This window comes from uncultured Phascolarctobacterium sp., assembly GCF_934190775.1.
Lineage (GTDB): Bacteria > Bacillota > Negativicutes > Acidaminococcales > Acidaminococcaceae > Phascolarctobacterium_A.
Window position 1 is genome coordinate 1 of the sequence record NZ_CAKPTG010000019.1, and the last position, 24,137, is coordinate 24,137.

20 protein-coding genes are annotated in these 24,137 nt (G+C 47.0%); all 20 read left to right on the forward strand.

All coding sequences use genetic code 11. The features are described from left to right. The first annotated feature begins 1,179 nt into the window (after positions 1–1,179). Positions 1,180–2,427 (forward strand): MFS transporter, encoded by a 1,248-nt coding sequence (locus tag Q0G26_RS09590; protein WP_293830160.1) that lies wholly within the window; start codon positions 1,180–1,182, stop codon positions 2,425–2,427. Positions 2,428–2,723: 296 nt separating this feature from the next. Continuing rightward, positions 2,724–3,404, forward strand: coding sequence for a 7-cyano-7-deazaguanine synthase QueC (gene queC / locus Q0G26_RS09595; protein WP_293830162.1), 681 nt, complete (start codon positions 2,724–2,726; stop codon positions 3,402–3,404). Positions 3,405–3,420: 16 nt separating this feature from the next. Further along, complete coding sequence (locus Q0G26_RS09600) at positions 3,421–3,924, forward strand: QueT transporter family protein (RefSeq protein ID WP_293830164.1); 504 nt, start codon at positions 3,421–3,423, stop codon at positions 3,922–3,924. Further along, positions 3,924–4,421: a preQ(1) synthase gene (gene queF / locus Q0G26_RS09605; protein ID WP_293830166.1), complete on the forward strand. Its 498-nt coding sequence runs from the start codon at positions 3,924–3,926 to the stop codon at positions 4,419–4,421. Before Q0G26_RS09600 ends, queF begins: the two co-directional genes overlap by 1 nt. 276 nt (positions 4,422–4,697) lie before the next feature. Next, positions 4,698–5,732 carry a sugar-binding domain-containing protein gene (locus Q0G26_RS09610; RefSeq protein WP_293830168.1) on the forward strand — a complete coding sequence of 345 codons (1,035 nt, stop codon included), beginning with the start codon at positions 4,698–4,700 and terminating at the stop codon, positions 5,730–5,732. An 83-nt stretch (positions 5,733–5,815) separates the two neighbouring features. Continuing rightward, positions 5,816–6,823: a type I glyceraldehyde-3-phosphate dehydrogenase gene (gap, locus tag Q0G26_RS09615; protein ID WP_087942312.1), complete on the forward strand. Its 1,008-nt coding sequence runs from the start codon at positions 5,816–5,818 to the stop codon at positions 6,821–6,823. An 18-nt stretch (positions 6,824–6,841) separates the two neighbouring features. Then, a complete protein-coding gene (gene tpiA / locus Q0G26_RS09620; protein ID WP_293830170.1) occupies positions 6,842–8,767 on the forward strand; it encodes a triose-phosphate isomerase in 1,926 nt (641 codons plus the stop codon). Positions 8,768–8,822: 55 nt separating this feature from the next. Further along, on the forward strand, positions 8,823–10,337 hold the full coding sequence (gpmI, locus tag Q0G26_RS09625) for a 2,3-bisphosphoglycerate-independent phosphoglycerate mutase (protein WP_366517768.1): 1,515 nt from the start codon (positions 8,823–8,825) through the stop codon (positions 10,335–10,337). Positions 10,338–10,354: 17 nt separating this feature from the next. Next, on the forward strand, positions 10,355–11,638 hold the full coding sequence (eno, locus tag Q0G26_RS09630) for a phosphopyruvate hydratase (RefSeq protein ID WP_293830172.1): 1,284 nt from the start codon (positions 10,355–10,357) through the stop codon (positions 11,636–11,638). Positions 11,639–11,985: 347 nt separating this feature from the next. After that, entirely contained in the window at positions 11,986–12,216 is a 231-nt protein-coding gene (gene secG, locus Q0G26_RS09635; protein WP_293830174.1) for a preprotein translocase subunit SecG, read from the forward strand. A 115-nt stretch (positions 12,217–12,331) separates the two neighbouring features. Beyond that, a complete protein-coding gene (locus Q0G26_RS09640; RefSeq protein ID WP_363316413.1) occupies positions 12,332–14,332 on the forward strand; it encodes a sodium-translocating pyrophosphatase in 2,001 nt (666 codons plus the stop codon). 434 nt (positions 14,333–14,766) lie between these two features. Next, positions 14,767–16,008 (forward strand): S-layer homology domain-containing protein, encoded by a 1,242-nt coding sequence (locus tag Q0G26_RS09645; RefSeq protein ID WP_293830176.1) that lies wholly within the window; start codon positions 14,767–14,769, stop codon positions 16,006–16,008. 564 nt (positions 16,009–16,572) lie between these two features. Continuing rightward, positions 16,573–17,814 (forward strand): S-layer homology domain-containing protein, encoded by a 1,242-nt coding sequence (locus Q0G26_RS09650; protein WP_293830178.1) that lies wholly within the window; start codon positions 16,573–16,575, stop codon positions 17,812–17,814. Positions 17,815–17,959: 145 nt separating this feature from the next. After that, on the forward strand, positions 17,960–18,364 hold the full coding sequence (locus Q0G26_RS09655; RefSeq protein WP_293830180.1) for a type II toxin-antitoxin system HicB family antitoxin: 405 nt from the start codon (positions 17,960–17,962) through the stop codon (positions 18,362–18,364). Between the two features lie 120 nt (positions 18,365–18,484). Beyond that, on the forward strand, positions 18,485–18,697 hold the full coding sequence (locus tag Q0G26_RS09660; RefSeq protein ID WP_021720543.1) for a hypothetical protein: 213 nt from the start codon (positions 18,485–18,487) through the stop codon (positions 18,695–18,697). Between the two features lie 117 nt (positions 18,698–18,814). After that, entirely contained in the window at positions 18,815–19,087 is a 273-nt protein-coding gene (locus Q0G26_RS09665) for a hypothetical protein (protein WP_044484564.1), read from the forward strand. A gap of 214 nt (positions 19,088–19,301) precedes the next feature. After that, positions 19,302–20,513 (forward strand): ATP-binding protein, encoded by a 1,212-nt coding sequence (locus tag Q0G26_RS09670; protein WP_293830182.1) that lies wholly within the window; start codon positions 19,302–19,304, stop codon positions 20,511–20,513. 16 nt (positions 20,514–20,529) lie between these two features. After that, positions 20,530–21,288, forward strand: a complete 759-nt coding sequence (locus tag Q0G26_RS09675; RefSeq protein ID WP_293830184.1) for an alpha/beta fold hydrolase — start codon at positions 20,530–20,532, stop codon at positions 21,286–21,288. A gap of 10 nt (positions 21,289–21,298) precedes the next feature. Continuing rightward, positions 21,299–21,760 (forward strand): PaaI family thioesterase, encoded by a 462-nt coding sequence (locus tag Q0G26_RS09680; RefSeq protein WP_009146157.1) that lies wholly within the window; start codon positions 21,299–21,301, stop codon positions 21,758–21,760. An 11-nt stretch (positions 21,761–21,771) separates the two neighbouring features. Further along, positions 21,772–24,135, forward strand: a complete 2,364-nt coding sequence (gene rnr, locus Q0G26_RS09685; protein ID WP_293830187.1) for a ribonuclease R — start codon at positions 21,772–21,774, stop codon at positions 24,133–24,135. Positions 24,136–24,137: the final 2 nt, after the last annotated feature.

Sequence of the window (24,137 nt, forward strand, 5' to 3'; positions counted from 1 at the left end):
ATACCAAAAGGTATGGTTCTTTTTTTCTGCCTGCAGCCATCTTATGAGCAGCAGCGGGCCTGGCTGCCCAGCCACCGTGCCTAAAGGAGCTTTGCGACGCATAGGCGCGTTTGTGGCGAGGCGTGTCGCTTGCGATTGAGAAGCGACACTCGATTTGTCACGAGCTTTGCGACGTGAGAAATCGAGAAGGTGGAGCTTTCTCCGAAAATGCGACCGAATAGGGAGTATTTTTGGAGAGATAGATTCTTAAATTATGTAATAAAGTCGGCAGTAGGAACTTTTTAGTAAAGTATTGGTGAGGAGTATTTTTGGAGGGATAGATAGCCATGCTTGAAGGAGTGAAACGACGCACAAGTATGTGTCAGGCTTTCTACCAAACTTTCTATATTCGCGAGAGATATATCGTTCCAGTCAGCAGCAATTTTCCCGTGCCCATAGGGCACAACGCAAATTTCGCATGAAACCAGGACGAAGTGCCGCAAAACTCGCGCTATGCTGAGAGAGTTTTCTACAGCGGATTGCTTAGCGCTCAAACAGTTGCGACACTTCGATGGTACCAGATGCTTATTTGCTAAAATTGCTATTCCTTACACGATATATCCCTAGCTCAATTTACTTGTGATTGACGCGCAAGCATGTGTTAGACTTACTCCCATACTTTCTCTATTCGCGAGAGGTATATCGTTCCAGTCAACAGCAATTTTCCCGTGCCCGTAGGGCACAACGCAAATTTCGCATGGAACCAGGACGAAGTGCCGCAAAACTCGCGCTATGCTGAGAGATTTTTCTACAGTAGCTTGCTTAGCGCTCAAACAGTTGCGACACTTCGATGGTACCAGATGCTCATTTGCTAAAATTGCTATTCCTTACACGATATATCTCTCGCTCAGTTTACTTGAGTTCAATGTGCTTGACAGCTAATCGGCGTTTTCCTGCGGACATACTTCTTGGATGGTTTTTTCTACAATATTTTAGATATACATGCTACCTTTGCGACGCATTTTTCCCTTCATTTCAATAAAAACTCAAAAATCCTTACATAATAGACAAATATTCGCACAAATCAAACGGCAAAAAAATATTGACAGTTTTAAGAAGAAATAGTATCATTATTGTTAACTGTTCGACAGAATATATATAAAAGAACAGAATTTGTTTTTTATGAAGGGAAAGAAAACTATGAAAATGACAAACTTCAGATGGAAGGTAGCGTGGCTGATCTTTGCTATCAGCTTTGTATCCTACATGGACCGCGTTAACCTTTCTGTTGCAACACCCGTAATCATGAATGAATTTGGCTTTACTAAAATAGATATGGGCCTTATTCAATCCTTCTTCTTCGCCGGTTATGCTTTGATGCAGGTTCCAGGTGGTATGGTTGCCGAAAAATTCGGCCATCGCTTTACCGGTTCTATTGCCTGCGCATGGTGGTCAATCTTTACTGCTTTAACTGCTATAGCAAGCGGTAAGTATACCTTTGCCATTGTACGTTTGATGTTTGGCCTGGGCGAAGCGCCGATTTATCCTGCTTTTGCTATGGCAGAACACAAATGGTTTAATAAAGATGAAAAGGGCAAGGCAAGCTCCTTTATTCTCAACGGCTGCTTCTTTGGTCCTGTAGTCGGTCCTGCTGTTGTAGTATGGCTGATGACTACCTTTGGCTGGCATCATGTATTCCTCAGCTTTGGTGTAGTTGGTCTGCTGCTGGCTTGGGCCTGGCATAAATATGTTACTGATGATCCGAAGGATAGTCCTTATGTTAATGAAGCGGAATTGGCTCACATCAACGAAGGCCGTGTGGAAGCAACCGGTGAAAAACAGATTGCTCCGTGGGGCAAGCTGTTGCGTTCTTCCCAATTCTGGGCTTTGGGCATTCAGTTCCTGATTACCGACTACATTATGTACGTTTTCCTGGCCTGGTTGCCGATGTACCTCATGGAGGTGCACAAATTCTCCTTAGCTAAAATGGGTATCTGGGCAGCTGCTCCTTGGATTTCTTTGATGGCTGTAGTAACTCTTTGCGGTCACTATTCCGACAAGCTGTTGCGTAGTGGCATGTCTCAGAATATGGTTAAGACTGCAACCGGTGCTGCTGGCATTCTGCTGTGTGCAGGTGCATTGTACATTTCCACCCGTACTGCTGATCCGATGATGAATGTTCTCTGGCTTTCCGTATCCTTAGGCTCTCTTGGTTTGACTATGAGTGCTTCCTGGTCCAGCGTAATCACCATGGGCGGCAAATTTGCCGGTTCTGTATCCGGCTGGATGAACTTCTGGGGCAATATCGGCGGCGTACTGGCACCTACCATTACCGCCTGGTTTGCAACTAACTATGGCTGGCAGGCTGCTTTGGCAGCAACTGCTGTAACCGGCATCTGCGGTGCTATTGCCTGGTTCTTTGTAAAGCCTGATAAAGCGATTGTCTAAATAACAAAAGATAAGCTGTAACGCTTTAGAACAGACACCTCGATATGCTGTAAGTATGTCGGCGGTGTCTGTTTTTAATTGGGCTATTTTCTTATGCTGGACAAATAGCGCGATATGCTGTATAATATCCTAGAAGTTCATAACAGACAGTTCGTAACCATCCTGTCTATAAATAAAACTACGGGCGATGTACTGGCGCCGGCCGGTATTTTTTATGTATGCAAGGATTTCGTCTGTAGCGGACGGAATCCTTTTATATTTTGTGGACTTTGCCCGCTCATTAATTGGGAGGAGAAATGAAGGTTTTAGTATTATTAAGCGGTGGCGTAGACAGCTCAACCTGTCTGGCACTGGCAAAAGAAAAATACGGCGATAATGTTCTGGCTTTGTCGATGTCCTATGGTCAGAAGCATGCCAAGGAGCTTGCAGCAGCGCAGGCGATTGCCGATTATTATCATGTAGAGCTGCTGCATATGGATTTGTCGAAGATTTTCGCTCACAGCAAATGCTCTCTGCTACAGGGCTCGGAGACCAGCGTTCCGCACGCATCCTATGCAGAGCAGCTGAAGGAAAGCAAGGGTGAGCCTGTAAGCACATATGTGCCTTTCCGTAATGGCCTGTTCTTGGCTGCTGCAGCAAGCATTGCGCTGGAATATGAATGCAATGAGATTTACTACGGTCCCCATGCCGATGATGCTGCAGGCAATGCTTATCCCGATTGCAGTGTTGAATTTAATGAGTCGATGAATTTGGCAGTATATTTGGGAAGCGGCCGTAAGGTGCGTCTGGTTGCTCCCTTTGTTGACAAAACAAAGAAGGATATTGTTGCCGAGGGCTTGCGTCTGGGCGTTCCTTATGAGCTGACCTGGAGCTGTTATGATGGTGGCGTAAAGCCCTGTCACAAGTGCGGTACCTGTATTGACCGTGAGGCAGCCTTTGCTGCCAACGGTGTTGTTGATCCCTTAGCAGAGGCTTGAAGGAGGTATAAGGATAATGAAGAGCTTAAGTAACCAAAAATTAGTATTTTCCGCGTTGTGCATTGCTTTATATATTGTTGTGATGATGTGCACCCAAAGCTTTGCTTTTGGTCAGTATCAGATTCGTATTGCTACTGCACTGTATGGCCTGAGTGCTATTTTCCCGTTTTTGATTTTACCGTTTGGCCTGGCGAACGTTGTCAGCAACACGGTGATGGGCGGTCTTGGTCTGCCGGATATTATCGGTGGCTTTATTGTCGGTATCGTAACGACCAGCATTATTGTGTTTGCTAAGCGTCGTGGCTGCGGTAACTGGATTATCTGGGCAGCAGTAACCTTTGTACCGGGACTTGGTGTTCCTGTATGGCTGAGCGTACTGCTGGATATCCCTTATCTGGTACTGGCAAGCAGTCTGCTGATTGGTCAGTGCATCTGCGGTATTGCCAGTGTAATGCTGGTTACCGCTTTGGAACGTGTGGGAGCAGGCAAGCTGTTTGCATTTGATGGAGGTAAGCAATAATGACGAGTGGCAGAAGTAAAGAAGAATTCCAGGGCGTAAGCCTGTTAGGCAACAAGACTGCTTATAAAAGCGATTATGCGCCGGAGGTTCTGGAGTCCTTCCCGAATAAGCATCCGCAAAATGATTACTGGGTTAAATTTAACTGCCCGGAATTTACCAGCCTGTGTCCGATGACAGGTCAGCCGGATTTTGCGACTATTTACATTTCCTATGTGCCGGACGAACGTCTGGTAGAAAGCAAATCCCTGAAGCTGTATCTGTTCAGCTTCCGCAATCATGGTGACTTCCATGAGGACTGCGTAAACATCATTATGAAGGATCTTATTAAGCTGATGGAGCCTAAATATATTGAGGTTTGGGGCAAATTCTTGCCGCGCGGTGGTCTGTCCATCGATCCGTATGCCAACTACGGCAAGCCGGGAACCGAATGGGAGCAGGCTGCGAAGAAGCGTCTTTTCATGCATGATATGTATCCCGAAACAGTTAATAACAGATAAAAATCTGGAGCTGCTGCGTAATGCGGCAGCTCTTTTTTGGCGCACGTAGTATACTTAAGAAGATAAAAAAATCTTTTTAGGCAGTATAAGTTAACTTAAGCTAACCGAAGAGCGGTTTTAACAAAAATTTTTCGATAAACACTAATACAGCACTTTATTTCTTAATTAGAGTATGCTATAATGAGCTATAGACAAATAATTCACTTATTTGTATTGAATCTGTGGGACACGAAAAGTACCACGAGGGACAAAACACGTCAAGGGATGTAACTGCTTATGGATAGTATTATTAATCTGCAAAAGAAAATTGTGCCGGAGCTGACAGATCTGCTCGTACAGCGTTACCAGATTCTGCGTCAGGTGAGCCATGAAGCGCCGATAGGCCGACGTGCACTGGCTGCAAGACTGGGACTCAGCGAAAGGGTGTTGCGTGCTCAGGTTGATTTTCTGAAGAAAAGCGGCTTGCTGGATTTTTCTTCCAGTGGCATGAGCGTAACAGATGAGGGTGCGGATATTCTTAAGGAGCTGGCGGATTATGTACGCAAGCTGCAGGATATTTCGTTTTTGGAAAATGCTCTCAGTGATACGCTGAAGATTGGCAAGGTTGTCATTCTTCCTGGCGATTCTGATCAGGAGGACGTTGTCAAGCGTGAAATCGGCCGTACTGCAGCGCATATCCTTAGTAAGCTGCTGAGCGATGGCAATAAGCATATCGTTGCCGTCAGCGGCGGTACTACTATGGCGGCTATGGCAGCCAATGTTTCCGGCTCTCAGCCTAATACGGTGGTTGTACCGGCCCGCGGCGGTTTGGGTGATAATGTGGAACTGCAGGCCAATACGATTGCAACTGTTTTGGCACAAAAGCTCGGAGCATCCTATCGTCAGCTTTATGTTCCCGACTGTGTAAGCGAGGATATCTTAAACAGTATTCTTAAAGAGGATATCGGTGTACGCGCTGTCGTTGATATTATCAAGCAGGCAGATATTCTTGTCCACGGTGTAGGCCGTGCCAGTGTTATGGCAAGGCACAGACGCTTAGGCAGCGAGGTAATTGCCAAGCTGGAGGCAGATGGTGCTGTAGGCGAGGCCTTTGGCCAGTATTGCGCTTTAGACGGCAGACAGGTCTATATGACTAATAATGCCGGCCTGATGCTGCAGGATTTGCAGCACATCGGCACAATCATCGGCATTGCCGGAGGCAAATCGAAGGCTGCCGCAATTTTATCGGTTATCCGTGCTTCCAGGCAGGATATTTTGATTACCGATGAGGCTGCAGCGCATGAGATTCTCAAAATGGCTAAAGAGCAATAAACAAGCGAAGCTCTTAAAGTATTAATTTGTTACTGAGCACATTTGTGCAAAATTTAGATTCTCTCAGAATTAAGGAGGAAATTATTATGACAAAAGTAGGTATTAATGGTTTTGGCCGTATCGGCCGCGAGGTTTTCCGTGTAGCATTCAACAATCCTGAGGTAGAGGTTGTTGCTGTCAACGATCCTGGCGACATCACCGCTTTGGCTCACCTGTTGAAATATGACTCTATCCATGGCACCTTCAACCATGAAGTCAGCATCGAAGGCAACTACATTATTGTTGACGACCGCAAAATCGAAGTATTCGCTTGCCTGGATCCTGCACAGATTCCTTGGGGCGAAGCTGGTGCTGAAATTGTTGTAGAATCCACCGGCCGTTTCACCGAAGCTGCAAAGGCTGCAGCTCATCTGCATGACACTGTTAAAAAGGTTATCATCTCCGCTCCTGCAAAAGGCGAAGACATCACCATCGTTATGGGTGTTAACGAAGACAAATATGATCCTGCAAAACACAACATCATTTCCAACGCTTCCTGCACCACCAACTGCCTGGCTCCGTTCACCAAAGTATTGCTGAACAAATTTGGTATTGAAAGCGGTCTGATGACCACTGTTCACTCCTACACCAATGACCAGAGAATCCTGGACCTGCCGCATAAAGACCTGCGTCGTGCCCGTGCTGCTGCTTGCTCCATCATCCCGACCACTACCGGTGCTGCAAAAGCAGTTGCTCTGGTTCTGCCGGAACTGAAAGGCAAACTGAACGGCTTCGCAATGCGCGTTCCGACTCCGAACGTTTCCATCACCGACCTGACCGTACTGCTGCAAAAAGACACCACTGCTGAAGAAATCAACGCAGTGCTGAAGGAAGCTGCTGAAGGCGAACTCAAAGGCATCATGGGCTACAGCGACGAACCGCTGGTATCCCGCGATTACAACGGTTGCCCGCTGAGCTCCATCATCGACGGCCTGTCCACCATGATGGTTGGCCCGCGTATGGCTAAGGTTGTAAGCTGGTACGACAATGAATGGGGTTATTCCAACCGCGTAGTTGACCTGGCTGCATATATTGCTAAAAAAGGTCTGTAATAAAGGAGATTCTTATCCGTGGATAAAAAAACTGTACGTGATTTAGACGTTGCCGGTAAAAAAGTACTGGTACGCGTAGATTTTAACGTTCCTCTGAATGATAAAGGCGAGATTACCGATGATACCCGTATCACCGCATCTTTACCGACCATTCAATATTTGCTGGAGCAAAAGGCTGCCGTTATTTTAATGGCACATCTTGGCCGTCCTAAAGGACAGGTTAAGCCGGAACTGTCTTTGGCTCCCGTAGCTAAGCATTTGGGCAAGCTGCTGGGCAAAAAGATTCTGTTTGCACCGGACTGCGTAGGCGAAGCTGCACAAGCTGCTGCCAGCAAGCTGAAACCGGGGCACATCCTGCTGCTGGAAAACCTGCGTTTCCATAAGGAAGAAGAAAAGAACGACATGGACTTTGCTGAGAAGCTGGCTTCTCTGGCAGACCTGTATGTCAACGATGGCTTCGGTGTATCTCACCGCGCACACGCTTCTGTGGAAGGCGTAACCCACTTCCTGCCTGCAGCTGCAGGCTTCCTGCTGGAAAAGGAAATCCAGTATGTAGGTCAGGCTGTAACCAACCCGCTGCATCCGTTTGTTGCTATTATTGGCGGTGCTAAGGTAAGCGACAAAATCGGCGTTATCAGCAACCTGCTCGATAAGGTTGATACCCTGCTTATCGGCGGCGGTATGGCTAACACCTTCCTGGCTGCACAGGGCTACAAAATGGGCAAGTCCCTGGTAGAAGAGGATAAGCTGGACCTGGCTAAAGAGCTTTTGGCTAAGGCTAAGAAAAATAAAGTAAATATGCTGCTGCCTACCGATTTGGTAATGGCTGCTGCATTTGCTCCTGACGCTGAGCATGTAACCGAAAAGGTGAAAAACCTGAACCAGGCTTATATGGCTCTGGATATCGGCGCGGAAACCAGCAAGGCTTACGCTGAGGCTCTGGCTGACGCTAAGATGATTGTCTGGAACGGACCGATGGGCGTTTTCGAAATGGACGCCTTCTGCAAGGGTACCGAAGCTGTAGCGAAGGCTGTAGCTAAGAGCCGTGCTACCAGCATTGTAGGCGGCGGCGACAGCGTTGCTGCTATCGAAAAGCTGGGCCTGGCTAAACGCATTACCCACATTTCCACCGGTGGCGGTGCTTCTCTGGAATATCTGGAAGGCAAGGTACTGCCCGGCGTTGCTGCACTTGATGACCTGCGTCGTAAAATGATTGCCGGCAACTGGAAGATGCACAAAACCGTAAGCGAGGCTGTAGAGCTTGCTGAGGACATTGTTATGGAAACTAACGGTACCTTGAACGAGGTTGTTATTTTCCCGCCGTTCACCGCACTGGAAACTGTTGCGGACGCTATTGACGGCAAGCACGTAGGCTACGGTGCACAGGATTTGCATTGGGAAGACAAGGGTGCCTTCACCGGCGCTGTTTCCGGTGCGATGATTGCTGACATCTGCGCTGAATATGTTCTCGTTGGTCACAGCGAACGCCGTACTATTTTCGGTGAAAACGAAAAAATTGTTGCCAGCAAGATTATTGCTGCTTACCGCAATGGCCTGAAGCCGTTGCTGTGCGTTGGTGAAAACCTGGCTGAGCGTGAAGCAGGCAAAACTGCCCGCAAAATCAACATGCAGCTGAAGAGTGCTCTGCGTGTAATTACTGCAGAGGATGCAGAAAACCTTGTTGTTGCTTATGAGCCTATCTGGGCTATCGGCAGCGGTAAGGCTGCTACTCCGGAGGATGCTTTGGAGGTATGCACTCTGATTCGTGAGAAAATCGGCAAAATCTTTACGCCTGATATTGCCCGCAAGGTTCGTATTCTTTACGGCGGCAGTGTTAATGAAAAGAACGCTGCTTCCTTCAACCTCAGCGGCATTGACGGTGTACTGGTCGGCGGCGCAAGCCTGAAGGCTGACACTTTTGCTGCAATTGTAAGAAGCTTTTAATTAGACCTCGGAGAAAGCACCTGTTGCTTTCTCCTTCGTCTTTAGGAATTTGATAATGAAAAAACCAGTTTTACTAATGATTCTTGATGGTTGGGGCATTGCTCCCGCAGATAAAACCAATGCTGCGGCGATGGCAAAAACCCCTAACCTGGACAGCTATTTTGCAAATTATCCTCATACAACCTTGGAAGCCAGCGGCAAGGCTGTTGGTTTGCCTGCAGGCCAGATTGGCAATTCCGAGGTCGGTCACCTGAATATCGGTGCCGGTCGCATCATCTACCAAAGCCTGACACGCATTGACAAGGCGATTGAGGATGGCGATTTGTATAAAAATGAAGTGCTTGGCAGGGTGATGGACGAAACGAAGCAGGCTGGCAAGGCGCTGCATCTTCTGGGACTGTTATCCGACGGCGGCGTACACAGCCATATTGAGCATCTTTTAGCACTTATCTGCATGGCGAAGGTTAAAGGCCTGACTAAGGTTTATGTGCATGCCTTCCTGGACGGACGTGATGTTGGTCCGAAAACGGCGCTGGAATATATCCATGAGCTGGAAGAGGGCATGGCGCAGATTGGCGTAGGCAAGATTGCTACCGTCAGCGGACGCTATTACGCAATGGACCGCGACAAGCGCTGGGAGCGCGTGGAGCGTGCCTATAAGGCGCTGGTGCTGGGCGAGGGCGGCAAAGCCGCAAGCGCTGCTGCCGGCGTAGAAGCATCCTATGCCGCAGGCGTAACAGACGAGTTTGTTGAGCCCTTCACTGTTGACGGCGTAGACGGCCAAATCACTGCAGGGGACGGTGTGATTTTCTTCAACTTCCGTCCTGACAGAGCGCGTGAAATTACCCGTGCGCTGCATGATGAGGACTTCCCGTATTTTGCACGTCCTGAGGGTGCACGCCCGGTAAACTATGTGTGCATGACGCAGTATGATGCAACGATTACCGCCCCGGTAGCCTTTCCTCCGGAGGAGATTAAGGATACTCTGGGTGAAGTACTGGCGCAGCATGGACTGCACCAGCTGCGCATTGCGGAAACCGAAAAATATGCGCATGTAACCTTCTTCTTCAATGGTGGTGTGGAAGCTCCGAATGCTAATGAGGAGCGTATTCTGATTCCGTCGCCGAAGGTTGCAACCTACGATTTGCAGCCGGAAATGAGCGCCGAAGAGGTTACGCAGGCACTGCTGGCAGAGCTGGATAAGGACAAATTTGATGCCATTATCCTGAACTTTGCTAACCCGGATATGGTTGGCCATACCGGTGTGCTCAGCGCTGCGATTACCGCAATGGAAAAGGTGGATGACTGCGCCGGACGCATTGTGCGCAAGGTGCTGTCACTTGGCGGCAGCGTGTGCATTACTGCGGACCATGGCAATCTGGAGAAGATGGCCGAAAGCGACGGTTCTCCGAACACCGCGCACACTACCAACCCTGTACCGTTTATTTTAGTAAGCGAAGAGCAGCACAAGCTGCATAACGGCATTTTGGCCGATATTGCACCGACGCTGCTGCAGCTGCTTAATATTAAACAGCCTGCCGCTATGACAGGTAAAACTTTGATAGACTAATCATGAGGTGATAAAAAATGGCAATGATTACTGAAGTTTACGCTCGCGAGATTCTGGATTCCCGCGGCAATCCGACCGTAGAAGTTGAAGTATGCCTGGAAGACGGCGCTATGGGACGCGCTGCTGTTCCTTCCGGCGCATCTACCGGCGTACACGAGGCTGTAGAGCTGCGTGACGGCGACAAAGAGCGTTACCTGGGCAAGGGCGTTACCAAAGCAGTTGATAATGTTAATGACATTATTGCTGAAGCAATTATCGGCCTGGACGCAACCCGCCAAACCGAAATTGATGAGCTGCTGGTTCGTCTGGATGGCACTCCGAACAAAGGCCGCCTCGGCGCTAACGCTATCCTCGGCGTTTCCATGGCTGTAGCTAAGGCTGCTGCTGCTTCCGTTGGCCTGCCGCTGTACCTGTACCTGGGCGGCGTTGCTGCCAAAGAGCTGCCTGTTCCGATGATGAACATCTTAAACGGCGGCGAGCATGCTGATAACAACGTTGATATTCAGGAATTCATGATTATGCCGGTTGGCGCTAAATCCTTCAGCGAAGCACTGCGCATGAACGCTGAGATTTATCATAACCTGAAGGCTCTGCTGAAGGAAAAAGGCCTGAGCACTGCTTTGGGTGATGAAGGCGGCTTTGCACCGAACCTGAAATGCAATGCAGAGGCTATCGAGGTTATCCTCGAAGCAACCGAGCGTGCAGGCTACAAACCGGGTAAGGACATCGTTATGGCAATGGACGTTGCTTCCAGCGAATTCTATGTAGACGGCAAATACAAAATGACCGGCGAAGGCGTAGAAATGACCAGCGAAGGAATGGTTGATTATCTGACTGGCCTGTGCGAGAAATATCCTATCATCTCTATCGAAGACGGTATGGCAGAGGATGACTGGGACGGCTGGAAGAAGCTCACCGAAAAGCTGGGCAAAAAAGTTCAGCTGGTTGGCGACGACCTGTTCGTTACCAACGAAGAGCGTCTGGTTCAGGGCATTGAAAAGGGCGTAGCTAACGCTATTCTGATTAAAGTAAACCAAATCGGTACCTTGACCGAAACCTTCAATGCTATCGAAACTGCTAAACGCGCAGGCTATACCTGCATCATCTCTCACCGCAGCGGTGAAACTGAAGACACCACTCTGGCAGATATTGCTGTTGCTGTAAACGCTGGCCAGATCAAGACCGGTGCTCCGGCTCGTACCGACCGTGTTGCTAAATACAACCAGCTGCTGCGCATTGAAGAGGATCTGGGCAAGGCTGCAAAATATAACGGCATGAAGGTTTTCTACAATATTAAATAAAATTTGACAAAGCAATATAATTGCGCTATAGTTAACTCGACAAGAGATTGTGCAAATGTCATAGTTCGCACGCAAAAAGAAAAGCCCCGGGATTGCGCCTCGGGGTTTTTCATTTTAAGCTGACTGTGCGCTATTTTCTGTCTAACCATTTGCAAATATAATAGCTGATTATACCTGCCATAGCAGAAAGAATAAGAGATTGAGCAAATTCTGCCATAATTCACCATTTTCCCGCTGGAAAGAGTCGCAGCAAATATAATATAAAATAATCTGTGAAAAAAATACTAGCTTTATAATTGGCTTTATGGTAAAATACTATGGTACAAAAATATGAGGAGGTAAGCTCTGTGATTGAAACTGTCTTGATGGTTCTTGAAGTTATCGTTTGCATAGCACTCATTGGCGCAGTTCTGCTGCAGTCCGGAAAAGGCGGCGGTATGGGCAGTACTTTCGGCGGCAGTGACGGTGCTTTTTTTGGCAAGGGCAATGATCTGGATACAGTCATGGCGAAGGCTACGATTGTTTTGGGTGTTGCATTTGCTGTTATTACTTTGGCGCTGGCAAAAATCAACGCTTAAGACTGACGGGGTTTTCCTGTTTGTCGCACTCATCATGTTACCAAGAGTGCAACTGCACTCTTAAAATTTTAAATTTTTTTATAAAAAGAAAGGGGTTTGGGTCTTGAATTTCTTAATGATCTCCATTGTTGTCGGCCTCATTGCACTCGCAGTTGCACTGATGCTGAGCAGCGCAATCGGTAAGGCTCCTGCTGGTACAGCACGTATGCAGGAAATTGCCGGTTACATCCATGAGGGCGCTATGGCGTTCCTGTTCCGCGAATACAAAGCACTGTCTGCTTTCGTAATCGTAGTTGCTATTGTAATTTCTATGTTCTTATCTCCGCTTACTGCAGTATGCTTCGTTGCAGGTGCAGTATTCTCCGTATGTGCTGGCTACATTGGTATGACCGTTGCTACCAAAGCTAACGTTCGTACTGCTGCAGCTGCTCAACATGGCGGCATGCCAGAAGCTCTGAAAATTGCTTTCTCCGGCGGTGCTGTTATGGGTCTGGGCGTTGTTGGTCTGGGTATCGTTGGTGTTGCTGCTGCTTACATGCTGTTCGGCAACATTGATATCGTTACCGGCTTCGGTCTGGGCGCAAGCTCCATTGCATTGTTCGCTCGTGTTGGCGGCGGTATCTACACCAAAGCTGCTGACGTTGGCGCTGACCTGGTAGGTAAAGTTGAAGAAGGTCTGCCTGAGGATGACCCGCGTAACCCGGCTACCATCGCTGATAACGTAGGCGATAACGTAGGCGACGTTGCAGGCATGGGCGCTGACTTGTTCGAATCCTATGTTGGTGCTATCATCTCCGCTATTACCCTGGGTGCTGTTGCATATCCTGGCGGCGAAGGCATTATGTTCGTATTCGAGCTGGCATTCGCTGGTATCATTGCTTCCCTGATCGGTGTATTCTATGCTCGTAGCAGCAAATCCACCAACCCGCAGGCTGCTCTGAACCATGGTACCTATGTTGGCGGCGTAATCGTAATTGCTGCTGCTTACTACCTGTCCACTTCCATCTTCGGTAACACTGCTGCATTCGTAGCTATTGCTTCCGGTCTGGTAGTTGGTCTGTTAATCGGTAAAATCACCGAAATCTACACCTCTGCTGATTATGCTTCCGTTAAGAAGATTGCTGAGCAATCCGAAACCGGTCCGGCAACCACCATCATCTCCGGTCTGGCTGTTGGCATGTATTCCACCTTCCTGCCGATGATCTTCATCTGCATTGGTGTAATCCTGGCATTCTTCACCATGGGCGGTGCTAAAGATGCAGGCATGGGCCTGTTCGGTATCTCCCTGGCTGCAGTTGGTATGCTGTCCACCACTGGTCTGACCGTAGCAGTTGACGCTTATGGTCCTATCGCTGATAACGCTGGTGGTATCGCAGAAATGTCCGAGCTGCCTCCTGAAGTACGTGAAATCACCGATACCCTGGACTCCGTTGGTAACACCACTGCTGCTATCGGTAAAGGCTTCGCTATCGGTTCCGCTGCTCTGACTGCTCTGGCTCTGTTCTCTGCTTATGCACACACTGTAGGCCTGAAAGCAATCGACCTGCTGAACCCTGTAACCCTGATTGGTCTGTTCATCGGTGCAACCCTGCCGTTCGTATTCGGTGCTATGACCATGGAATCTGTTGGTAAAGCTGCTTACCAGATGATCGAGGAAGTTCGTCGTCAATTCCACGAAATCCCCGGCCTGCTGGAAGGCAAAGCTAAAGCTGACTACCAAAAATGCGTAGACATCTCCACTGCAGCTGCTCTGCACGAGATGATTATGCCTGGTGTTATCGCTATCGTTGCTCCTCTGCTGGTTGGCTTCCTGTTCGGTACTGAAGCTCTGGGCGGCCTGATTGGCGGCTCTCTGGCTTCCGGCGTACTGGTTGCAATCCTGATGGCTAACGCTGGCGGTGCATGGGATAATGCGAAGAAATTCGTAGAAGCTTCCGGCCGCAAACATACTCCGGTGCATGATGCAACCGTAGTAGGCGATACTGTAGGTGACCCGTTCAAAGATACTTCCGGACCTGCAATGAACATCCTGATCAAACTGATGACCATTGTATCCCTGGTATTTGCTCCTGTACTGGCAGCAAACGGCGGCATCCTGCTTGGCCTGTTCAAATAACTTTATAGTTAAGCTATAATCCACGCTGCTGCAGCATTAGCTGCAGCAGCTTTTTTGTTGCGCTGAAGCCAGCTGGCGTAAAACATAATTATATTTTTTGAAAATTGCGTATGATTGCAAAACAATGATTTTTACGTCAAAATACTTAGTGTAACGATGAGGTAAAATGCACGTAAAAAAAATAAACGATTAACAAAAAAAGCTTGTGCTCTAATTTGGCATATGGTATAATTCAACTATCAGTAATGAATGAGCATATGCTCTTACTGATACATATTGCTTTATAAATCATTGTGATGGAAAAACCGGCGAAGGAAGACAGAGGAAACAAGGCAACTCTTGAGCGGAATTTGTTGGCGGCTTCGGAAGGTGATTTGTAAAAATAAATTATGAGCAGTTTGATAATACTGCTACTTCCTGAGGAGGAAACAACAATGAAAAAATCCTTAGTACTCGCTATGGCTATGGCACTGGGCGTAACCGCTTCTGCTTATGCTGCAAATCCGTTCTCTGATGTACCTGCTGGCCATTGGGCATATGACAGCATCAACAAGCTGGCTGCTGCTGGCGTAGTTGAAGGCTACGGCGACTCTACCTTCGGTGGCGACAAGCTGATGACCCGTTATGAAATGGCTCAAATCGTTGCAAAAGCAATGGCAAAAGGCGCTAATGTTGACAAACTGGCTGCTGAATTCGCTGACGAGCTGGACAACCTGGGCGTTCGCGTAGCTAACCTGGAGAAAAAAGCTGACAACGTTAAAATCACCGGCCAAATCCGTTATGAATATGGTGACCGTGATGGCGATTTTGGTGATAATGTTGCTAAAAACCGTCTGCGTACTCGTCTGTTCGTTAATGGTGCTGTTAATGACGATTGGACCTATACTGCACGTCTGCAAAATGACCAAAACCTTGCAAATAACAAAGGTGATGAAACTACTTCTTTGAACCAGGCATATGTTACTGGTCGTGTAGGCGGCTTGGCAGTTGTTGCTGGTAAAGCACCTCTGACTTTGGTTGATGGTAACCTGTACGATGATACCGCTGAATTCGTTTCTGTATCCTATGGCAAAGACGTTAAGCTGACTGCATATGCAGGCCAACCGACCGACTATGGTTTTGATAACTTCTATGGTGTTTCTTTAGCTGGCAATGTTGGTAAATTGGCTCTGAGTGCTGGCTATGATGCATTTAAAGATTCTTTAGATGCAACTAAAGAAGGTATTGCTGATACTGCTAAAAACGCTAACGTTAAAGTAGGCGAAGATAACAATGTTTGGAATGTAACTGCAAAATATGCATTCGACAAAAATGTTGCTTTGAATGCCGCTTACCTGCATTCTGATGTTGCAAGCGATAATCTGTACAATAAAGATGTTGATACCGACGGCTTTGTTGTAGGCTTGGATTACAAAGGCGCTAAAGCTAAAGAAGCTGGTTCCTGGGGTCTGAGCACTAAATATTTTGATCAAGGTGCTGGCACTTTCGTAGCTCATACCATGAAAACTGCCGATTGGGATAAATACCTGACTGAAGGCTTCAAAGGCTATAATGTTGGTGCTTCCTATACTCTGGCTAAGAACATGGTTTACATGCTCGACTACTATGATTTCGAAGGCAAAGAAAGCGATAAAAACGATCGTGTAATCTGGAGCCGTCTGCAAATCAGCTTCTAATCTGACCTTACGTCAATCCGCTGAAAAGCAAAAAATTGCATATGCATAAATAAGAGAGGACGGTGCACGCCGTCCTCTTTTGCTTACTGAAAATAATGATGTTCTGGAATAAGCATTACAAGGCTAAAATATATTTGGCGTTCTGATCCTTATTTTTGTTTATACTAAAATGCGAGAAGTTGACAAATGTACAGAGAAGCTGATTCAGACAAATATTCTCATGAATTAATATACCTAATGCCTCTTGCTATAGAATAATAAAATACATCTAAAAATAAAAGCATAAAAATAAAATAGTACTGTAATAGAGTTAAAGAAAAACGATAAAAATATTTGCGCTCTGCGTTGTTGTATGGTATAATGCAATCATTGGCAAGAAGATTTAGATACTCTACTTGCCGTTAACATGCTTTATGAATCATTGTGAAGGAAAAACTGGCAAAGGATGACAGAGGAAACAAGGCAACTCTTGAGCGGAATTTGTTGGCAGCTCCGGAAGGTGATTTGTAAAAATAAATTATGAGCAGTTTGATAATACTGCTACTTCCTGAGGAGGAAACAACAATGAAAAAATCCTTAGTACTCGCTATGGCTATGGCACTGGGCGTAACCGCTTCTGCTTATGCTGCAAATCCGTTCTCTGATGTACCTGCTGGCCATTGGGCATATGACAGCATCAACAAGCTGGCTGCTGCTGGCGTAGTTGAAGGCTACGGCGACTCTACCTTCGGTGGCGACAAGCTGATGACCCGTTATGAAATGGCTCAAATCGTTGCAAAAGCAATGGCAAAAGGCGCTAATGTTGACAAACTGGCTGCTGAATTCGCTGACGAGCTGGACAACCTGGGCGTTCGCGTAGCTAACCTGGAGAAAAAAGCTGACAACGTTAAAATCACCGGTACCATTAAAGCTTCTTACTCTTCCTATCATCAAAATGCTTACACCACTACTGGTGAACGTGAGAACCCGACCAATCACTTCGGTCGTCTGCGTTCCGACCTGTGGGTTAACGGCCAGGTAAATGATGACTGGACCTACTCCGCAATGTTCCGTAACGAGCAAAAATTCACTGGCGAAGAAGCTAATGCTGGCGAAGAAAAAGTTGCTTTCCAACGTGCTTATGTAAATGGCCGTATTGGTGGTCTGGCTGTTCAAGCTGGCCGTTACAACAAAACTGATATCACCGCTACTGCTGTAGGCGGTAACATCTATGATAACCGTATGGATGGCGTTCAAGTTTCCTACGGCAAAGACGTTAAGCTGACTGCTGGTTATGGCAAAGCAACCGCTTTGGAAACTGCTTCCGCTGAATATGACAACGATCTGGCTTATGCAGAACTGACCGCTAAAATCGGTGCTGTAAACGCTAACGCTGGCTACTACAAATTCTCCGATATGAAAGCTTGGAAAAACCAAGACAACAAAATCTGGACTGCTGGCGTAGGCTTTGACCTGGCTAAACATGTAGGCTTCACCGCTTCTTACTTCGATTCCAACCTGGATGACGCCAACAAGAACGATGACGGCTTCGTACTGGGCCTGAACTACAAAGGTGCTAAAGCTGCTGAAGCTGGTTCCTGGGGCATGAGCGCTCAATACTTTGACCTGGCTTCTACCGTAGCTGTAGCTCCTGGTTTTGATGCTGATTATGAAAAAGCCAACGGTTACAAAGGCTATGCTGTAGGCGCTAACTACACTCTGGCTAAAAACATCGTTGCAGGCGTAACCTACTACGATCTGAAATCCAAAGCAAACAGCGCTGAAGAAAAAGAAACTCTGTGGAGCCAAGTAGTATTCAGCTTCTAATCTGACTTTACGTCAATCCGCTGAAAAGCAAAAAATCGCATATGCATAAATGAAAAGAGGACGGTGCGCACCGTCCTCTTTTTGCGTACCTAAGGCTTGTACGTATTCAATACGTACGCTATAATAAAAATGAGGAGGCATTTCTATGTACAAAAAATACCCGGACAATTATATTTTCCCCGCCATTATAGAAAAAAATGAAAAAAACTACAATATATATTTTCCCGATTTACCGGGCTGTGTTGCCTCGGGTGAGGATATTCCGCAAGCTGTTAATCAGGCTAAGGGTGCTTTGGAATTGCATCTTTGGGGAATGGAGCAGGATGATGAGGTGATTCCGGTTCCTGAATATAGAGATATGCAGATTGCTGCCAACGAAACCATTTGCTTTATTGATGTGAATATGTTTGGCATACGTGCAAAGATGGATAACCGTTCCGTTAAGAAAACGCTTTCTATTCCCTGGTATTTGAATGAATTAGCAGAAAAGAAAAAGATTAACTTTTCTCAGCTGCTGCAAAGCGCACTTAGAGCGCAGCTTGGGTTGTAAAAAAATATGAGGACGGTGCGCACCGTCCTCTTTTTGCAGTGGGCAAGATAGATTTTGCCTTTTTTGCTGAAATACAGTACTATGTAAGTAGGATAGTGTGTTTAGAAAGGTTGGTGTCTTATGAGTCAACAAAAATATATTTCTGACGAGCAGGTTGTAAAACGTGCTAATTGTGCCGTAAAAATTGCTTTAGAAAAGAAGCGTGCTATGGATGTGCCTATTTTTACATATGATAGGGAAACGCAGAGTATTTGTGTAATTGGTAGCGATGGTAGTAAAACTCAAGTATGTGGGAGATATAATCATGGACGCTACAGCGAAAGAGTTAAATAAAAAGCCGGAGATAATCGTTTTTGTTGGTAAGAGTACCTTTTGGCAGTGATAAAAGAATAACTCTCTTGCTTTTTGAGACGCTTTTGTGTAAACTTAGACTAAAAGGAGGGGATTACTTTGATGTATCCGTTTTTAACCTTAGACGATAATACAGAAATTGTACATTCCGAGATGCGCAGTGATGGAACTGTAAAAGTTTACATTGAAAAGCCTGATGCCAAGGATTGCTTTCATCATGCTACGTGTTATTTACCGGATTATAAGTGGGAAGATATATTTGGTTTTTCACAAGAAGAAATAGATAAGTATCAGGAAATTATTGAATCAACGGCACATTTAATCATGCAATTCTCTCAAGAGGGTGGGTTCGATAATGCCTCAGGTTTTTAAGATAGGTAAAAGAGAGAGGACGGTGCGCACCGTCCTCTTTTTTCTACATCGAAATGTATAAAACATCGCAAAAACACAAACTACATACATTGCGATGTATGTAGTTAGCCGAAAAACATCTTTTTCTACATTGCAATGTATGAAATTCTTGCAAAAAGAAGCAAAAGGGTATAAGATAGATATAAGAAATAGTGAAGCAGAAAGGAGAGCGGCGATGAGTCAACAGTGGATTGTAAGAGAAGCATATTTAAATAAGCTAATTGCTCTTAAGGATAAACAGCTTATCAAGGTTATTACAGGTGTGCGACGTTCTGGAAAATCGACCTTGTTGGAAATATTCCAGGAGTATCTTGTTGGGCATGGCATAGAGCGGGAACAGATTATTTCGATAAATTTTGAAGACTACGAGTATCGTTATTTGCGTAATCCGGATCAACTCTATCAATATATTAAAGAACGTCTTAGCGAAAATAGTTATACCTACATTTTTTTGGATGAAATCCAGCATGTGGATAATTTTCAGGAAGTAGTTGACGGTTTATATATAAAGAAAAATGTAGATATTTATATTACCGGCTCTAATGCTAATATGTTGTCAGGAGAACTGGCAACCTTATTATCAGGTCGTTATGTTGAAATTTCTATTTTACCATTATCCTTTAAAGAGTATGCCGAAAATGTAGCTGATAATAAAACTCTGATGCAGAAGTATAATGATTACATAACATATGGATCGTTTCCGTATGTGTTGGAGTTGGAGAAAAATCCCGGAGAAGTACAGGATTACATAGAGGGAATTTATAATACAGTTGTTGTCAAGGACATCATTGGACGTAAAAGGGTTACAGATCCCATGATGCTGGAAAGCATTGTGCTGTTTACCTTGGATAATATTGGCAATCAGCTGTCTACGAAAAAAATTGCCGATACGATGACCTCTGCAGGAAGAAAAATTGATGTACGTACTGTGGAAAAATACATTAATTCGTTGCAGGAATGTTACATCTTATATCAGGCAAGAAGGTATAATATAAAGGGAAAGCAGCTTTTGCGCAGCCTGGAAAAATATTATGCAGTAGATATGGGCCTGCGTTATGCTATGTTAGGCTCTAAAGCTTTTGATGTCGGGCATGTTTTGGAAAATGTAGTTTATCTGGAGCTTTTGCGCCGTGGCTATAAGGTTTATGTAGGTAAGGTCGACGAGCTGGAGGTTGATTTTGTCGCTGTCAAGCCGCAGGGAATAACTTATTTCCAGATTTCCGCAACTGTGCGTGATTCTAAAACCTTAGAGCGGGAGCTGGCATCCTTAAGGGCAATTAATGATTCGCATCCCAAATATCTGCTTACTTTAGATGAGGATCCGGATGCTAATTATGACGGCATTATCAGGACGAATGTTTTAAATTGGCTGATGCAGAATAAATAATTTTGAGGTGAAGCTTGTGCAGATAATTGAAGGTGCAGAATCATTTCTGCTGGAAGGGAAAAATAATAAGGCGGTTTTGCTTTTGCATGGTTACACCGGTGCACCGTCGGAAATGCGACCGCTGGGTGATTACCTGCATGCGCTTGGCTACACGGTGAGCTGCGTGCGCCTTCCTGGCCACGGCACGAGCATCAAGGACCTGGAGGCAACCACCGCGACGGATTGGTATGGTGCAGCCGAAGCGGCCTGCCAGGAGCTGCTGGAGCGCTTTGACTGCGTGTACGTGGCAGGCCTTTCGATGGGCGGACTGCTGGCCATCAAGCTGGCCGCAAAGCTGCCGGTGAAGAAGGCTGCTTTTATTTCGGCACCTATTTTTGTGCAGGATAAGCGTGCGCCACTGTTGGCGTTCTTGCGCTTTTTCATCCACTACTTGCCTAAGCACAAGAAGAATTACCAGGAGCTGCAGAAGTATTGCATATCCTATGCCAAAATGCCGACGAAGCCGTTGATGAGTCTTTTTAAGATGCTTAACGAATGCAAAAATAAGCTGCTGGCAGAAATCAAAATCCCCTGCCTGGTTTTGCAGTCGAAAACAGAGCATACGGTGCAGCCGCGCAGTGCTGAATACATCTATAATAAATTAGCCGCAGCCGCCAGCAGAAGATTAGTCTGGTTTGAACACAGCGGGCATATTCTGACGCTGGACCGCGAGCATGAGGCTGTTTTTAAGGAAATCGCCGATTTTTTTGCAGAAGAAAAGGATATTGAGGGGTAAACGAAGAAATATGGATAAGTCACTGTTGAATAATAATGAATATAGCTGGTGCTTTGCCTGTGGCAAGGATAATCCCAGTGGTTTACATATGCGTTTTGAAATTGATGACGACAAATGCACAGCGTATTTTACGCCGCGCCGGGAGCACCAGAGCTACCCCGGACGTATGCATGGCGGACTAGTCGCCGTACTGCTGGATGAGGTGACAGGCAATTATCTTTTTGCCAAGGAGGGCAAGCCATCCTATACGGCGAAGATTGAAATCCGCTACCGCCAGCCACTGGCGATTGGCGAAGAGGTTGTCTGCACCGGGCGCGAGCTGAAGCGTAAGGGACGCATGGTGGAGATGCAGGGTACAATCTGCAAGAAGGATGGTACGCTTTTAGCAGAATGTCTGTCGAAGATGATGATTGTGGACGAAACGCCGCAACCGTCGCGTAAGCTCGCCGCAGGCGAGGGTGAAGAAGAATAGAGGTAAATATTATGCAGACGAAGGACGTACGAGAAAAAATTTTAAGCCTGATGCGTGATGGCAGCTATGCGCCGATGACCTCGGAGGAGCTGGTGGATGCACTGGGGCATGATGTTAATCCCAACAAGTTTTGGGATGAGCTGCTGGCGCTGGAGCAGAACGGCGAGATTATAAAAACACGCTTTGAAACATACGGTCTGCCGGAGAAAATGGGCCTGGTTGCAGGACGCTTTCAGCTGACGAGCAAGGGCTTCGGCTTTGTCATCCCGGATAACAAGGGCGACAGACCGGACGTGTTCATTCCGCCGCGCGCTTTGCATGGTGCGATGAACAATGACCGCGTGCTGGCGCGTGTGAACAATGCGACGCAGGGTAAAAAGCCTGAGGGCGAAATCCTGCGTATCATCACGCATGCTAATAATAAGGTGGTAGGCGTTTTCCACCAGACCGGTGATTTCGCCTTTGTAACGCCTGACGACAAGCGTATCGGTCAGGACGTATATGTTATGCGCAAGCATTTTAACGGAGCCAAGGAAGGACAGAAGGTAGTAGTAGAAATTACCGAATGGCCGCAGGAGCACCGCAAGGCGGAAGGCAAGGTTACCGAGGTTTTGGGCAACATCGGTGATGTAGGCCTGGAGATTCTGTCGATTATCAAGCAGAATGACCTGCCGCTGACCTTCCCGGAAGAGGTGCTGGAGGCTTCGCGCAAGGTGCCGAAGTCTATTAAAAAGAGCGAACTGGCAGGCCGTCGCGACCTGCGTGAGCGCACTGTCGTAACCGTCGACGGCGAGGATGCCAAGGATTTGGACGATGCTGTTTACGTAGAGCAGATAAGCGACAACGAATACCTGCTGGGCGTTTATATTGCAGATGTCAGCTATTATGTTACGGAAGACAGCGTGCTGGATAAGGAAGCAAGAGAGCGCGGCACAAGCGTTTATCTTGTCGACCGCGTACTGCCGATGCTGCCGGAGCGCTTGTCGAACGGTATCTGCAGCCTGAATGCCGGTGAGGACCGCTTGTCCATGGCCTGCGAGATGCATATCGACAAAATGGGCAAGGTGCTCAGCTACGAGATTTTCCCGGCGGTTATCAATGTCCGCCACCGCCTGAGCTATAATATTGTGCGTGCAATTTTGGCAGGCGACAAGGAAATGTGCGACAAGTATGAGGACATTTTGCCGATGATTGCCCGCATGGATATTTTGCGCCAGATTTTGCATGACAAGCGTGCGCGCCGCGGTGCTGTGGACTTTGATTTGCCGGAGCAGAAGGTTATTCTGGACGAAAAGCTGCACCCGATTGAGATTGTGCAGCGCATTCACGGCAATGCGGAGTCGATTATTGAGGAGTTTATGCTGGCGGCTAACGAAACTGTTGCGCAGCATATGTTTAATCAGCACTGGCCGTTTATCTATCGTGTGCATGATATTCCGAACGAGGAAAAGATGCAGGAATTCGCCAAGCTGTTGACAAACTTTAATATTAAGTTCATTCCCAAGGAAGAAACGGAACCGAGGGATATTCAGCAGGCTGTGAAGGAAATTGCCGGCCGTCCGGAGGAACGTCTGGTAACAACAGTAGCGCTGCGCTCCATGAAGCAGGCAGTTTACCAGACGGATAACATCGGTCACTTTGGCCTGGCAGCGAAGTACTACACACACTTTACCTCGCCGATCCGCCGTTATCCCGACCTTATTGTGCACCGCCTGCTGCGTGCCTGGATGGCCAAGCTCACGCTGAAGGAAGCAGATGCTGAAAAGCTGGGCGATAAGCTGGATATTATTGCCGATCATTCCTCCATTCGCGAGCGTGTGGCAGCGGATGCGGAGCGTGCTACCGTCGACCTCAAGAAGTGCGAATATATGGCAGACCATATCGGTGAAGAGTTTGACGGCGTAATTTCCGGTGTGACGGCCTTTGGCATGTTCGTTGAGCTGGAAAATGGCGTCGAGGGACTGGTGCATATTTCCAGCCTGATGGACGATTACTACGAATATTACGAGGAGCGTTATGCCCTTGTCGGCACGCACAGCGGTCACACCTATCGCCTGGGCGATAAGGTGCGCATTGAGGTGCTGCAGGTAAATATCAGCGATGTAAGCATCGACTTCATCATGGCAGGGGAGAATGCAGGCGTGCGTGAGCACATCCGCCAGCAGCTGCTGATGAAACAGAAGCCGAGCAGCGGACGCAGCACGCAGAGCATCGCTCTGAGTGCGGAGACGCAGAAGAAAAAGCACAAGGGTGCGAAGAATAAAGAGGCAGGACGCCGCAGCGCCAAGCACGGCAAGCCTGCGCCGAAGAGCAGCGCCAAGGGTGGCAGCAAATCCGGCAAAAAGAGTAGGAAAAAGAATAGGAAAAGCAGATAATT